The organism is Trichocoleus sp. ST-U2 (genome assembly GCF_039961875.1).
Classification (GTDB): domain Bacteria; phylum Cyanobacteriota; class Cyanobacteriia; order Cyanobacteriales; family FACHB-T130; genus FACHB-T130.
Genome location: NZ_JAMPJY010000008.1, coordinates 93,276 through 108,967 on the forward strand (window position 1 = coordinate 93,276; position 15,692 = coordinate 108,967).

At 47.3% G+C, this 15,692-nt stretch carries 10 protein-coding genes; 4 read left to right on the forward strand and 6 right to left on the reverse strand.

Annotated features, from left to right (window positions below; all coding sequences use genetic code 11):
- Positions 1-51 precede the first annotated feature (51 nt).
- Entirely contained in the window at positions 52-2,265 is a 2,214-nt protein-coding gene (locus tag NC996_RS07635; protein ID WP_190690052.1) for a phosphoketolase, read from the reverse strand.
- A gap of 357 nt (positions 2,266-2,622) precedes the next feature.
- Complete coding sequence (locus NC996_RS07640) at positions 2,623-3,057, reverse strand: ATP-binding protein (RefSeq protein ID WP_190411642.1); 435 nt, start codon at positions 3,055-3,057, stop codon at positions 2,623-2,625.
- 473 nt (positions 3,058-3,530) lie between these two features.
- Here NC996_RS07640 and NC996_RS07645 point away from each other — a divergent pair, with 473 nt between their 5' ends.
- On the forward strand, positions 3,531-4,670 hold the full coding sequence (locus NC996_RS07645; RefSeq protein ID WP_190690054.1) for a SpoIIE family protein phosphatase: 1,140 nt from the start codon (positions 3,531-3,533) through the stop codon (positions 4,668-4,670).
- Between the two features lie 70 nt (positions 4,671-4,740).
- On the opposite strand, the gene NC996_RS07650 is transcribed toward NC996_RS07645, so the two are convergent.
- Positions 4,741-5,061, reverse strand: coding sequence for an STAS domain-containing protein (locus NC996_RS07650; RefSeq protein WP_190690058.1), 321 nt, complete (start codon positions 5,059-5,061; stop codon positions 4,741-4,743).
- Between the two features lie 416 nt (positions 5,062-5,477).
- Between NC996_RS07650 and crtO the strand changes: the two genes are divergently transcribed.
- Positions 5,478-7,172 (forward strand): beta-carotene ketolase CrtO, encoded by a 1,695-nt coding sequence (gene crtO, locus NC996_RS07655; RefSeq protein ID WP_190411638.1) that lies wholly within the window; start codon positions 5,478-5,480, stop codon positions 7,170-7,172.
- Positions 7,173-7,219: 47 nt separating this feature from the next.
- Here crtO and NC996_RS07660 read toward each other — a convergent pair whose 3' ends face one another.
- Complete coding sequence (locus tag NC996_RS07660) at positions 7,220-9,739, reverse strand: GAF domain-containing protein (RefSeq protein WP_190690064.1); 2,520 nt, start codon at positions 9,737-9,739, stop codon at positions 7,220-7,222.
- Between the two features lie 442 nt (positions 9,740-10,181).
- On the opposite strand from NC996_RS07660, the gene NC996_RS07665 reads away from it, so the two are divergent.
- Together NC996_RS07665 and NC996_RS07670 are read left to right on the forward strand one after the other, a co-directional pair.
- Positions 10,182-11,309, forward strand: a complete 1,128-nt coding sequence (locus tag NC996_RS07665; protein ID WP_190690067.1) for a saccharopine dehydrogenase NADP-binding domain-containing protein — start codon at positions 10,182-10,184, stop codon at positions 11,307-11,309.
- A gap of 137 nt (positions 11,310-11,446) precedes the next feature.
- Positions 11,447-11,806 carry a hypothetical protein gene (locus NC996_RS07670; protein ID WP_190430095.1) on the forward strand — a complete coding sequence of 120 codons (360 nt, stop codon included), beginning with the start codon at positions 11,447-11,449 and terminating at the stop codon, positions 11,804-11,806.
- A gap of 198 nt (positions 11,807-12,004) precedes the next feature.
- On the opposite strand, the gene NC996_RS07675 is transcribed toward NC996_RS07670, so the two are convergent.
- Both NC996_RS07675 and NC996_RS07680 read right to left on the reverse strand, forming a co-directional pair.
- Positions 12,005-12,493: a hypothetical protein gene (locus NC996_RS07675; protein WP_190532208.1), complete on the reverse strand. Its 489-nt coding sequence runs from the start codon at positions 12,491-12,493 to the stop codon at positions 12,005-12,007.
- A 52-nt stretch (positions 12,494-12,545) separates the two neighbouring features.
- Complete coding sequence (locus tag NC996_RS07680; protein ID WP_190690070.1) at positions 12,546-15,671, reverse strand: efflux RND transporter permease subunit; 3,126 nt, start codon at positions 15,669-15,671, stop codon at positions 12,546-12,548.
- Between the last annotated feature and the right edge of the window lie 21 nt (positions 15,672-15,692).

The window sequence follows — 15,692 nt, forward strand, 5'->3', positions numbered from 1 at the left end:
ATCTAATATATACCCCCACCTAATAATTCAGGCAGGGGTATTAAATCTAGCTTAATGCACTAACTCAATCGCACGTTTTGTTAATGCTTCAGCCGTCAAACCATTAAACGCCATCAATTCACCCGCACTCGCGGTAGTTTCTCCACGCTTCCAGGCGAAGGTATCGCGCTTGCAATTACTCCGCAGCATGATGGGTTCCAGCATCCCAGAAGCGCCACCTGTGACGCCAACTAAGGCATCACCATTAAATAGTTTGGCAAAGCCAGCATCGTCCAAAAAGTCGCCATCGGATTCGGAACAGGTATCCCAGGAGACATCATGGGGACGATACAAGCGGCGGGGATTAACAATCGAGACAATCCGCGCCCCAATTCCTTCGGTTTCTAAAAACGCAGCGGCTTCAAAGACTGGCATCAGCGTCATATCGCCAATCACGGCAAACACCACCATCTTGTCACCGGGGATTTCATGCAGCACAATGGCACCGTCGCGCAACCCTTGGCGAGTTTGTTCAAAAGTCGTGCGAATCGGTAGCGGTGACTTGCTGGCAGTAATCACAATTCCCTTATTCTTCGTTGTCAGCGCCCAGTCGTAGCAGACTTGAATACTATTCGCATCAGGGGGAAACAGGGGGAAAACGTTGCCATTCCGCATCATGGCAGCGAAATACGCTTCGATTTCCGGGCGTTGGTGAGTCCAACCGTTACGCCCTTGTTCCAAGGCTCCAGCAGTGTATAAGGTAATCGTAGAGGGAGTGGGACGGCGCAATTCTGCCATCGCTTGCGTTACGGTTTGCCAAATCGGTAAGCCGTTGATAGCAAAGGATTCGTAGGAACACCAGAGAGTTCTAGCACCCATGAGGGATAAGCCAACCGCTAACCCGGCACAAGCGTCTTCACTCAGGGGTTCGTAAACTTGCCCTTGGGGTGTTTGGTTGTAGAGATCGTCCACTGTGGGGTGGATAATCTTTAGGGCTTGGTTAATATTGGCAATCCCAGAGGCTTCGTTGCCGTCAGCGTTGGTAACGAGAAAATTGCGATCGCTTTCTCCCACTTTCCCCACCAAACGCCCCATTGCTGTCGTTGACACCTTTGCCTCGCCACCGACAGAATATTCTTCCAAGGGCAATTCACCCAAGTCTGGCAACGGTAACTCAAATTCTGTCACAACGGTTTTAGCTGCGGGACCACCACCGGCGCGTTCGCAATTCGTCCGCACCAATTCCCACGCCGCAGAGGATAAGGCGCGTGCTTTCAAAGCGTTGGAGATGTGGGCACTATCCAGGGTGTCTTTAGGATAGAGGTTGTGGGATTTTGCGCCTTTGGCGTGGACACCAGCACCCTTGAGCTGTTTAATAATCAGTACGGTGAGTTTGCCGCCGAGTGCAGATTTCGCTGCTTTATCTACTGCCAGTAGCACCGCTTTGGTGAATTCCAGACGCTTCTCGAAGGAAAAGGCTGTGCTATCAACATAATCTCCTGGCTGGTTTTGATCGTCGAAGTCTTTGGCGTTAATTAAGACAACTTCTTCAAACCCATTGCCACGCCAGTAACCGATCATCTGCTCGTTGGATTTGGTGGACACCATGCTATGGTGTTCCTGGCTGTAGCCGTTCCAAACCAGTACGGGCAAGAAATTCGTGACTTCGGGATAAGCCGTGTGGAAGTGTCCCATCCCACTCATAATGTAGGGTTCGCCTAAGCCTCCGTCGCCGAGGGTGAAGGGGAAAAGCTTGTCCCGGTGCAGCTTTGCTGCTGCCATTGCGAAGTGTTGCCCTTGTCCCAAGGGACCCGCGGGTGCGAGAATGCCCGGAATGTAGCCGGAGAGGTGTCCTAAGAGTCCGTGCTTTTCCCGGAAGCGATCGCGCAATTGCTGCACGGTCGTGATTCCCATGTCCTCTAGCGACCGATCCAAGAACATGGCACTATAAAATCCGGGGGCGTGATGCCCGACTTCGGTGATGATATTCTTGTAACCGAGCATAACCAATGCGGCATACGCTTCCGCTTGACTCGCAAAACCGCCTGGGTGCCCAGACGCCTTACTTGCAGTGACTTGCAGGGTCAAATAGCGTAAAGCATCTGCATACAATAAAGTTTGGAAGACAGCAGCCGGATCGGTAGGAGATGCGATGCTTGGCTTACCTTCTTCTATGGCAGGAGATTTTCCAGCCGTCTCAAATCCTGGCAAATTCTCGCCAAAATATTGAATTCCATCGCAAAAAGCAGGCGTCGCTAACATCGCCTCTTGAGTCGGTGCGGTCATAATCTCAGATTCCTCTTGTAAATTAAGTGCGCGAGAAGCTAAAAACGTAAAATGGCGTTGGCTTCCCGTAGGGTAGGTTCGTCAGCAGTGCTAGGATTGCGCGATCGCTACTCGCACCCATCCCATTGCTCGCTCTGTTGTATGGTTATTTCAGCCGGTAGGCGCTCATCAACCCAAAAACCGTTTTCCTGAAGACATTCGTACTCCAGACGCTAAGAAGTCCGTCCTTCAGCCAACTCCTAGCCTCTTAACCCTCGATCCTACAGCCTTCTAGGTCTATAAATCTCTTTTCTTTCTCCAGTTGTGAAGATTAAAATCTTATTAGAAATTAAACTTCTACTTATCTTTGTGTGAAATTCAATCAGAGGCTAACAAATTAGAATAATTTTTTACAACTAACAGGCAATTCCGGTTGTCAGTGCGGGTATAACTCAGATAGTCCGCGATTTTTTGTAAAATGGCGATACCCCGCCCCCCCGTGGCATTCTTGCTGATCTCCTCTGGTTTTTTAAGGCGGGCTTCTAAATTAAAAGGCGGTCCTTGATCCCAAATTCGGATTTCTAAACATTCCGAAAACAAATTAACTTCAATATCAATTGGAACATCTGAAGTTTTGCCTTTGTGGGCATGACGAACTGCGTTAGTAAAGCCTTCGGCCAGAGCTAATTGGCACTGTAGCCAAACTTTTTTAGGAATCTCAGGTTGATTTAAACCTTCAAACCATGACAAAACACCATCTAACGCCTTGAGGTCGCTGGAAACTTGTACAGAGATTTTTTTGATGAGTTTCAACTGTTCAAAGCCTTTTTAATCAACGACACTGAAACTTTGTATTAAACATCGGCACAAATTAGAGAGAATCCAGTCTAGCCTATAGGTAATCGTTGCGATCGCAATGAATTTTCTGGTTAGTGGGCAGCGTGCCACTTTCTCATTAGCCTCATGAATGGGTGGCATGAGTCAAGAAGTCGGAGGTGCTTAGACTGGAAGTATTGATAGCTTTGGGCGTAGAACTTGCTAGATTTGGTGATGACGGCTCTCAAAATATCTACATGAGCATTTTCGATCGCAGTAACAATGTTGATCATCATAATGCGAGTCAGTAACGAGTGGAAAGCCTAGATAACTTCGAGCAACCGATGACTATACTTGTTTATGATTGTGCATATTTTCGGTGAAGTTTAGCGATCTTCACACTTGCCTCAGGTGTCATCCTTCAGTTTTAACTGCCTTCCATCTTAAGCGACCTGTAGTCCCTCTATCTCATGGTTCAAGTTCTGATTATTGATGATGACCCGGCGATTCAGCTATTGCTCAAAAGAACGCTAAAAAGCGAGGGTTATGAGTTAACCGTCGCCAGCGATGGCGAAGCCGGTTTGACCCTAGCGCAAAAGTTACGACCCGCACTGGTAATTTGCGATTGGATCATGCCGCGCATGAACGGACTGGAAGTGTGCCGTCAGGTCAAGGCAACCGCAGAACTTTCAACAACTTTCTTTATTTTGCTGACATCGATGGGTTCCGTCGAGGATCGGGTGAAAGGGCTGGATGCTGGGGCAGATGATTTTTTGTGCAAGCCCATCGATATGTATGAGTTGAAGGCGCGAGTGCGGGCAGGCTTGAGGTTACACCAACTCAGCCACGACTTGCAGCACCAAAAACTGCTGTTGGAGGCGGAATTAGCAGAAGCAGCCGAGTATGTGTGTTCCATCCTTCCTTCTCCGCTGACCTCACCTCCTGTAACCATTGATTCTCGTTTTGTTCCTTCCCGCCAATTAGGAGGGGATGGCTTTGATTATTACTGGCTAGATCCAGATCATTTAGCGATTTATCTGCTAGATGTCGCCGGACATGGATTGCGGGCTGCTTTACCGTCTCTTTCTGTAATGAACTTACTCAAAAGCCAAGCCCTTCCGAAAATTAATTACTATGAGCCTAGTGATGTCCTGAAGGCGTTGAATGAAACGTTCCAGATGACTCAGCGAAATGATAAATATTTCACTATCTGGTACGGAGTCTATAACCGAGTTAAGCGCACCCTAGTTTACGCCAGTGCTGGGCATCCACCGGCAGTGTTAATCTCTGCAAACTCGAATTTAGTCACCCAAGTCAAACGCTTAAAAACCCCAGGGTTGCCAGTTGGGATGTTTCCTGATGCTGAATTTATGGATGGTAGCTGCGAGGTGGAAAAATCCAGCACACTTTACATTTTCAGTGATGGGATTTATGAAATTAACCAACCAGATGGCACGATTTGGGGTCTTGATGCATTCATCGATCTGCTGACGGAATTTCCGAAAAATCATCAGAATAATCTAGATGGGATAGTAAATTCTGTTCAAGATAAGAATCCAAAAGACTATTTTGACGATGATTTATCGTTGCTGCAAATCAATTTTGATTAGTCAAGTGCTAAGTGCTAATTGCTAAGTGCTAATTGTCGATTACGATTAGCCATTAGCGATTAGCCATTAGCTATTGACTAACCGCGTTATTAAATTCTTCACGATTCGGAAAGATTTCAAAGACGCGATCCATACTGGTCAGTTCAAATAACATTCTTACTTGCTCATTAATCGAGCAAATAAAGAGTTTACCACCAGCGGCGCGAACAGTTTTGAGTGCAAGCACTAGCGCCCCCAACCCAGAACTATCCATAAAGGTAACGTCCTTAAAGTCAATTAACACCATATTGCCTCCGTTTTCAACAATATCGCTAATTTCTTGACGAAACTGAGTCGCCTTCATACCGTCTAAAATGCCAGAGGGTTGAACAATTTTGACAACAGGATTCATATTCTGTAGTGCTGACCCGTTCCAAGACGATGTAGACCTAGCCAGTATAACTGCGAGAATTGCTTTGGGCTAGAGTTTAGCCGCTGTTAACGAAGAAAATCAGCGAACTGACTCTTTCAGCGCAAGGCTAACGCCTTGCTTCGCATGAGCGCGATCGCGCCTCTTACCATCTCTCACCACCTCTCACGATTCTGTCCGCTTTGCCCTACGCCTCTCCGAGTAGACGCCATGCCCTTAGCGGCTGCTTGCCCTGTGCTTGCCCTGATATTCGCGCCTCATCACAAACAGCCCTAAAGGCGTTTTCTCCCGCGTCTAGCTGGCGGCTCCGGGCGGAGGATATCCTTCGAGTGATAGACCCTTTAAAGTTCTTAACTTTCTTAGAATCGGGGATATACACGGGTCTGAGAGTATTGTCCATGCAAGAGTACGATGTTGTCATTATTGGTGCCGGTCACAACGGACTTGTCTGTGCCGCCTATCTGCTCAAAGCAGGCTATAGCGTTCTGTTACTAGAAAAGCGCTCCATTCCGGGCGGCGGCGCAACAACCGAAGAAATCTTACCGAAAGAGGCACCGGGTTTTAAGTTCAACCTCTGCTCGATTGACCACGAGTTCATTCACTTGGGTCCGGTAGTCGAAGAGTTAGAACTCACTAAATATGGCTTGGAATATTTATATTGCGACCCAGTCGCTTTTTGCCCCCATCCTGATGGCAAATACTTTTTAGGTCACAAATCCGTTGAAAAAACTTGTGCAGAGATTGCACGTTATAGCGATCGCGATGCCAAAAAATATGCCGAATATACCGAGTACTGGCAGCGCGTACTGGGTGCAATGATCCCGGTGTTCAACGCACCGCCAAAATCGATCGTTGACATTGCTGGCAATTACGACCTCAAAAAGCTGCAAGATTTATTCTCCGTCTTGGGTGGGCCAAATAAGACGTTGGATCTGATTCGTACCATGCTCACCAGCCCGGAAGATATCCTCAACGAGTGGTTTGATTCCGAGTTTCTGAAAGCGCCCTTGGCTCGACTCTCCGCAGAGCTTGGCGCACCTCCCTCCCAAAAAACCATTTCTGTCGGTTCAATCATGATGGCGATGCGCCATGACCCCGGAATGGCGCGACCTAAAGGTGGTAGCGGCGCACTGGTTGATGCTTTGCTGAAGTTAGTGAAAAGTAAAGGCGGTGTCGTCCTGTGCGACCAGACCGTTGAAAAAGTATTAATCGATGACGGTCGTGCAGTGGGCGTGCGGGTGGCAGGTGGCACCGAATACCGCGCTAAAACTGGGGTGATCTCCAACATTGATGCCAAGCGCTTGTTCCTACGCCACATGGATGAGAGCGATGTTGATTCAGCCGACCCGAATTTAAGGGAACGCTTAGAGCGCAGAATTGTCAACAACAACGAAACGATTCTCAAGATCGATTGCGCCCTCTCGGAGCCTTTGCGCTTTGAACACCACAACCACCAGGATGAGTACCTGATTGGCTCAGTTTTGATTGCTGACTCGGTGCGCCATGTGGAAATTGCTCACAGCGAGGCTTCTATCGGCAACATTCCCGATTCCGACCCCTCAATGTATGTGGTTGTACCCACGGTACTCGATCCGTCAATGGCTCCGGAAGGCAAGCATACGCTGTGGATTGAGTTTTTCGCACCTTATCAGATTGCCGGTGCGGAGGGTACGGGTTTGCATGGTACTGGCTGGACAGATGAACTGAAAAACAAAGTCGCAGACCGGGTGTTAGATAAGTTAGCCGACTATTCGCCGAATCTCAAGCACTCGATTATCGCTCGTGCTGTTGAAAGTCCAGCGGAACTCGGCGATCGCTTGGGCGCTTATAAGGGGAACTACTACCACGTTGATATGACCCTCGACCAAATGGTCTTTTTCCGTCCGTTGCCGGAATTGGCGAACTACAAAACTCCGATTGAAGGGTTATTTCTCAGCGGTGCGGGTACTCATCCAGGCGGTTCTATTTCCGGGATGCCGGGACGCAACTGCGCTCGTGTGTTCCTGCATACTCAGCAGCCAATTGCCCAAAAGCTGAAGGATGCGGGAAATTCTCTCAAATCTACGGTTGAGTCTGTGTTTAAAATTTCGTAGCGATAAATCGGGGCACGGCATTGCCCGTGCCCCTACCAATGGAAGGATTAGGAGATAATTTGAGCTGAGCGATCGCTCGGTAAATCGAGGATAAAGCAGGTCTGACGATCCTTACTTTCCACTCGCAGAGTCCCTTTCAAATGGGCGATTAATCTTTTCACGATCGTCAACCCTAATCCCGTTCCCCCTTGCTTCCACGGGTCATTACTGGGAATGCGGTAAAACTTGTCAAAGATATGCGGAAGTTCGCGTTCCGGAATCTCCACGCCGGAATTGCTGACGCTAAACTGAACGCTCCCTGGCTGACTCTGGACTTTGAATGCGATCGTTTCTGATGCGGGGGTGTACTTGCAGGCGTTTTCTAGTAACTCGCTCAAAATCCTGCCTAGCGTCGTGGGGTCGCAGATGAAGCGAGGGAGGTCGGCAGGGAGGTCAAGGAGCAAGGTTTGCTGGTGGTTTCTGGCTCGCTCTTGAAAAGGTTCTACAATGGGCGGCAGCCATTCCTGGAGCTGAATCGCACTCAGTAATAAAGGGTGAGCGCCTGCATAGAGTTTTTGTAAATCCAGCAGGTCATCAATCAGGCGAATTTCTCGTTCGCACTCGTTCTGTAAAATCTGAAAGTAGCGAGCGACTTTGCTTTGTTGTTCCCTCGGCTTGCCCATTTCGGCAAATAAGGCATAGTCACGATTCAAAGCAATGGACAACATCTGAATCGCCATTTTCATGTTAGAGACTGGTGTGCGTAACTCGTGGGGAACGGTATTGAGAAAGTCATCTTTGAGGCGATTGAGTTTTTCCAGTTCCTCGACTTGCGATCGCGCTGCTTGATGCAGCCGGGCTTGCCGAAGGGCGATCGCGCACTGATTCGCGACCTGTTGCACCAGTCGAATTTCTAGCTCGCTGAAGACGTCTTGCTGGGGCTTAAATAACCATAAATCCCCCAATACCCCTTGGTCATCAACAATGGGGCAAGCGAGTCTGGTCAGCGCACCTCGACTATCGGGCACCATCTGACAAAATTGGAAATATTTGCCTTGCAGCAGCTGAGAATAACCCTCCCAGAAGTCTGCCATCTGCACTACCTGTCCCTGAGCAGAAGGGATTCCTAGGGTGTATTCGTAGCTGATGGTAGACGTGGTCTGGTCGGCATCGTATAAACCTGTATCGCAGCCATCAATATTCAGCCCGACGCCTAATTCCCAGACGACGACTTGTAAAATCTGGTTTTCATCAAGGCGATCGCGGACATCGTCGGTGATGCGTTTGAGCAGTGCTTCAAAGTCGAGCGCTTGTTGCAATTGGGCAGTGCGATCGCGAACCTGGCGTTCCAGGTTCGTATTCAGTTGCTGGACTTGCCGATACAGTTCTGATTGCTGAATGCCAATAGATACTTGGATTGCCAATTGCTTGAGCAGATCGATCTCCAGCGGTTCCCAGTGGCGCGGTGCCGAACATTGATGAGCTGCAAGTAACCCCCAAAACCGATCCCCATGCATGATGGGAACGCCTAAGGCGGCTTTGACTTGCGACGAGTGGAAAAACTCAGTGATATCTGCTGGAAACCCTGCTTGTTGAATGTCATCAATTACTCTGGCGTTCCCCTGCCGATAGAGGGGCATACATTCTCTAAACATGGCTGCGGGTGCGGTAATGCCGATGAATGAGAGCCAAGCGGCATCTACTGATTCAGCCACCACGACGCCATCCCCATTCGGCTCTGTGCGGAAAATCAGTACGCGATCGCTCCCTAGAACTTGTCGAATTTCTGCCACCGTCGTGTTGAGAATTTCCTCTAGGTTGAGCGACTGGCGGATGCGTTCGGTAATCACCCGGATCGCCCATTCCCCTTCCGCCCGCTGCCACAGCGCTTTTTCAGCCCGCTGACGCTTAGCGATCTCCTGTTTGAGTTGCTCGTTAGTTTCCACAAGCTCAGCCGTTCCTTGTTCAACCTGGGTTTCGAGAAGATGGCGATCGCTCTGAAAAGCCGCTTCGTGCTGCTTGCGCTCGGTAATGTCTTGTAACAGCCAGAGCAGTTCTACCACCCGCCCGCTTGAGTCGCGCACTGCTTTAACTTTGAAGGTGGCGGGAAAGCGCGTACCCTGCCGGGTTTGAATCTCAACCTCCCATTTGCTTACTTGGTCAGTTGCGAGGAATTGGCTTAAGTTTGTATAAAAGTTTTGCAAAGCCTTACCCGTTACAAAAATAACTAACGGTTTGCCGAGCAAGTGTTCCTGAGAAATATTCAGCAAGTGCGCTACCGCTTGGTTGGCTTCTAGAATCACGGCATCAAGATTCGTCGCCAAGTAAGCGTCTGGAGCCAGCTCGAATAAATCTTGGTAGCGCTGTCGCTGGATTTCCACAGTCTGACGGCTGGCGATTAGCTCTTCATTCTGCGATCGCAGTTCCTCTAAAGTTACTTGCAATTCTTCTAGAGTTTGGTCGTGCTCTTGCAAACTTTCCACCAGTAGTTGCTTGTCCTGGGTGGGAAATTCCTCAGTTCGTTGCCAAAGCTCTTTCCGGCGTTGTGAGGTCGCCTCAATCTGCTGCTCGAAAATTTCCTTTTTCACCGCTGGACACTTCCATTGAGAAGTTATACCAAATCCAGCTAATTACTCCCTTCATTCGCAACTCAATGATGCCAACCTAAAGTTATCTTTAGAATTTAGGAGTTCTTAGCAATTAAAAAAAAGATTTTATTTTCCTTGATTCACGAACGATTGATGCCCGCTTTATGGGTACTTCATGGGTATTTGTTTGTTTATCATAGAAGATTTTTTTATACATCTTTCTTAAGTATAGTGTAACAAAGTGAAGTTTTCGGGTAGATACTACTTCCCAAAGCTGGGTGTGAAAGTCATCTAATATCTCATGTAGGTCAGCCGATCGACAAATTGATCTTCCGGATTTCGATAAAATTTGTCTGTTCTACTGAAAAAAAGTCTGCCTTGGTACCGATGGAGAGAAGCAGGCAAACCTGATGAACTGAAGATAGCGTTAACAACTTGATTAATGACACGGGTTTTAATTCTGGGAGGAAGCGGACGGATTGGTAGCAATGTGGCGGCGGATATCGTCGCTCACACACAGGCGCAAATTACCGTTACTGGCAGAAACCCAATCGGGGCGCACGGTGTTGCAAGCTTGCCAACGTTGGTCGGCGAAAAGCTGGGATCGCAAGTGCAATTCCAGGTTTTAGATTTAGCGGATCGAGAAGTGTTGAGGGATGCGATCGCTGCTTGCGATCTTGTAATCCACTGTGCGGGACCATTTCACTACCGAGATGCCCAAGTCCTAAAAACTTGTATAGAAGTGGGTGTCAACTATCTGGATGTCAGCGATCACCCATCTTTTACTCGCAAAGCATTGGATTTCCGAGACGAAGCTGCTGCTGCTGGAGTTACAGCAATTATTAATACGGGTATTTTCCCCGGTATTTCTAATAGCATGGTACGCCAGGGCGTCGAGCAACTAGATGAGACAGAACGCATTCATCTGAGCTATCTAGTATCGGGGTCGGGGGGTGCTGGCATTACGGTGATGCGAACAACATTTTTAGGGCTACAAAGCCCTTTTAAAGCTTGGATAAATGGTCAGTGGCAGATAATCAAGCCGTATAGCGATCGCGAAACCATTGAATTTCCTGCTCCCTATGGTCGCATCGGCGTTTACTGGTTTGATATGCCAGAAGCCTTCACGCTACCCGACACTTTTCCTGTTAAAACCGTCATTACCAAATTTGGTACAGTTCCCGATTTTTACAATTATCTAACTTGGAGCGTTGCCCACTGGTGGCCCTCTAGCTGGCTCAACAATCCAAAAGTCATCGAATTTTTAGCTCGCGTCAGCCACCGAATGACAGATGTTAGCGATCGCTTCACTGGCATCGGTGTAGCAATTCGCTCTGAAGTCAACGGTTATAAAGATGATCGGCCAGCAAGTTATTGCTCAACTTTAGTGCATGAAAATACAGCCGTGGCAGCCGGTTATGGCACCGGCACCCTTGCCGAATTATTGCTAGCAGGCAAACTCAAAAAACCAGGCGTCTGGCCTGTAGAACAAGCACTTTCCACCGATTTATTTGAACAAACTATGCAGAGCCGAGGAATAAAAATTCATCATGAATGGTTAAAAAAATAAACGAATGTATCCTGCGGCAGACGGCATAGATGTAACTAGATAAGTACGATTCATTTCGTACTTAATAAATTGTGTTAGTAGTCCTATCTACTCACGCATCATCAATTCTCACAAAAAGCAATTGGGAGGAAATTTCCATGCAACGAATTTTAGTAACTTTAAAACAAAAACTCCATAAAAATATTTTTGTTTTAAGTTTAATGACTTTAATCAGTGTGGCAAGTTTATTCATCGCCGCACAGCCTAGTTATGCAGTATTACATTCAAGAGATAAGCTGACATCAGACGACCGAGTTGACCGCGCCTATCAATATAGCGAAGCAACAGGTTTTCTTGAAGAGGATAAGCAGCAAAAATCAGCAAACCCCAATGAACCCTTTGACTATAGCGAAAAGGCAAACGAAAAGACTGTACTCAATTCCACAGAAAACAATAACGACTCTAATTTAATCGAAAAAGCACAAGACTTGATTCAAAAGGTCACAGGCAACGACTAAATCCAATCTTTAGCATTCTAAGAGTACGGGATTTTCAGTAAAAGAGCTGAATGAAACGATGTCATTTTTTAGTATTAGGTTCGGTTTCATTCCTAAACCTAACCTACAACAGCAGTCCCAAATGATTCGTTAAAGCGAGATCCCCGACTTCTCTAAGAAGTCGGGGATCTAAACCACTGGATATCACCCCTAGCATTGCTAGCGATTAAAGGTAAAGCGACCGTTCACTTTTTCGCCATTAATTTCAGAGAGGATAACCACTTTATACTCTCCTGATGCTTGTTCGGGTAGCAAAACAGCGTAGTGCTTACCCTGAACATCGTATTTCATGTCTAAGGTTTTTTGGCTCCCATTGGGTAACTGAACTTGAGCCGTCACGTTGGCATTAGAAACTGCTTCGTGGGTGTCCCCTTTCTGTAGATATAAATCTAAGTGAGTGCCGTTCGCTTCTTTTTCAGGCACAAACTCTAAATGATATTTTCCTGTCTCGACGACTTTACCGCCTTTGGAGGGTTGTGAGTGATCGGGTTTGGCTGCTGTTTTTGAAGGAGAAACAGCAGGAAGATTAGTTTTCGCTTCTGTGGGAGTATTATCAGGTTGTGCTGTCTGCTGTTCCCCAGTGCAAGCTCCTAAAAAAAGCACTCCGACACTTCCCAAAATAATTAAATTTGCCTTCAATAATTTCATTTTCTTTTCATGTCCTTTACGTCTTTGTGGTTTAAATTCTTCTTTTCGCAACTTATAGCTCGGACACCGGATTTACCTGTTTCGGCAGCAAAACTTTGCCAAACTTGGCATACAAAGCGGGTAAAACTAACAGCGTTAACGCTGTAGAAGTAAACAACCCTCCTAACACAACCACCGCCAACGGCTGCAAGATTTCCTTTCCTGCACCTCCTCCCACGACCAGAGGTGCTAACCCCAAAGCGGAGGTAAAAGCCGTCATTAAAATGGCATTGAGCCTTTCCATCGAACCTTGAATGATTACTTCCCAAAAAGGCATTCCCGTGGCAAATTTAGCGTTGTAATTATCAACTAATAACAATCCGTTGCGAGTGGCAACTCCAAATAGAGTAATAAAGCCAACCAGAGAGGCGACGGAAATAATCCCACCCGTTAATGCCACTGAAATGACACCTCCCACCAATGCCAAGGGTAAATTAATCATAATCATCGCAGTTGAGGGGATGGACTTAACAGACAAGTAGATTAAGACCGTAATCACCACAAATGCGATCGCACTGAATATCAAGATGTTTTGAGTAGCGCGTTGTTCCGACTCAAATTGACCGCCGTATTCGATAAAGTAACCAGCTGGTAATTGTACTTGTTGTTTAACTTTGCCTCTGATTTCATCAACGACAGAGCGCAAATCTCGACCGCTAGCATTAGACGAGACGACAATTAAGCGGGAAACATTCTCGCGGTTGATGGTATTCGGGCCAGTGCCGTAGCCAATTTGTGCTAACTGAGCTAAGGGAATCTTTTGATTTGTTGGTGTACTCACTAATAAATTGCGGATGGTTTCTAGATTGCTCCGAGCATCTTCTTTTAACCATACAACCAGGTCAAAAGTTTGTTGTTCCTCCAAAACTTGAGAAACTACACGTCCATTGAGCGCAGTTTCAATCGTTTCGGAAAGTTCTCCGACGGTTAAGCCATAACGAGCTGCTTGTTGGCGATCAAACTGAATTTGTACTTGTCTAATGGGCAGTTGGGGTTCGAGTTGCAAGTCTACAACACCCCCAACAGTTTTCATAATCTCTTCGACTTGTTTACCCAGAGTGCGGAGTTGTTCTAAATCTGGACCAAAAATTTTGACAGCGATCGCGCTCCTCACCCCAGACAGCACTTCATCCATCCGGTGAGAGATAAATCCGCCAATATTCGGCGCAACTCCTGGTAATCTGGCAAATTCCGCTCGCAACTTTTCAATACTTCCTTTCCGGTCTTTTATCCCCTTTTCACTCAGTTCTACATCTAAGTGCGCCAAGTTGACACCCGCCGCATCCGCATCTCCCGGCGCACGCCCCGATCGCAACTGGATAAAATCAAAGCGCGGGTCATCCTTAAGCGCATCCTGAAGGGCAAAACCGGCGCGATTAGTCGCTTCTAGGGAGACACCGGGATAGAGAGTCAGGGTGTTGACGAGCGATCGCTCTTGGAACTCCGGCAAAAACACCCGTCCCAAGGAAGGGACAATTAAAATTGCAGCCACCAAACTAGCAGTCGCAACTCCCAAAATCAGCTGAGAATTCCGCAAAGAAAACATTAAAAACGGACGATAAAGTCCTTTGAAAAATCTCGCCACCCACGGTTCTTTTTCTGGCAAACGACTGTGAGGGAGTAAGATGGCACACAAAGCTGGAGTGATGGTAAGTGCGGTCACGCTAGAAGCCAGAACTGCCACTAAATAAGCCACTCCCATCGGTGTAAAAATGCGACCTTCCACACCAGCAAGGGCAAAAATTGGCGAGAAAACCACCACAGTAATTAAAGTTGCACCAAATAGAGAATCGCGTACTTCCTGACAACCTTCAAAGACAACTTCTAATGGTGACTTTGGTTTGCCTGCCAGCTTATTTTCTCGTAAGCTACGATAGACATTTTCGGCGTCCACAATAGCATCATCAACGGCTGAACCAATCGCAACTGCCAAGCCTCCCAGAGTCATCGTATTCAGACCATATCCCAGCCAATTTAACGCTAGCAATCCTAACAACAAAGACAAGGGAAGTGCAGTGAGACTCACGACAAGCGTGCGCCAATTCATCAAAAACGGGACAAGAATAAAAGCAACAATAATACTGCCTTCAACGAGTGCTTCCCGAACATTTTCAATCGAGGCGTCGATAAAGTCTTCTTGACGGAAAGTAACCGTCATTTTTACATCCGGAGGCAAACTCGATTTCACCTCTTTCATTGCCGCCTCAATGGCACGAGTGACCGTGGGAGTATCGGCTTGTGGCTGTTTGTTAATCATGACCACAATTGCCTTTTTGCCATTCAAACTGCCATCGCCCCGCTTGAGTGCGGCACCAATTTTGACATCAGCGACCTCGCCTAATCGAATCGGTGTTCCATTTCGAGCGGTAATCGCTGATTGTCGCAAGTCTTCAATGGACTCAATCCGCCCAACACCCCGAATTAATAGCTCTTGGTCAGGGTTAATGAGAAATCCACCCGGAGCGTTAACATTGGCTTTTTCTGCGGCTTCAGTCACGTCCTGTAAAGACACATCAAACGCTTTTAGTTTCGCTGGATCGACTAATATTTGATACTGGCGAATATCACCCCCATAAGCGATTACCTGCGAGACGCCAGGAACCGCTAAAAGGCGGTTTGTCACCTGCCAATCTACGATACGCCTGACCTCCATCAAGTCAGTGCTAGGTGAAGATGCTTGTTGCCTGTTACCTTCTTCAACAGTGAAAGCATATTGCAATACAGTGCCGATTGGAGAACTAATCGGAGAAATTTGTGGCGAATCAACACTTTCTGGCAGCTTTTCTTGCGCTTGCTGCAATCGCTCTGTCACTAACTGTCGGGCTTGATAAATATCAGTTTCCCAATTGAAGATAACTTTCACAACTGAAAGCCCCACCGCTGAAGCAGACCGTACTGTTGTGACGCCGGGAGTCCCATTAATAGCACTTTCAATCGGTAAAGTAACCAGAGATTCTACTTCTTCTGGAGCTAATCCGGGGGCTTCAGTTTGAATTTCGACTTGGGGTGGAGCAAAGCTGGGAAATACATCCACTGGCATTTGTGACGCCACGCGAAATATCCAAACTGTCACCAGCATGGCGGCAAGGACAACTAGCCAGCGTTGTTTAATAGACCACTTGATAAGCGCACTAAGCATAGTTAAAGGCAAAAGACAAAA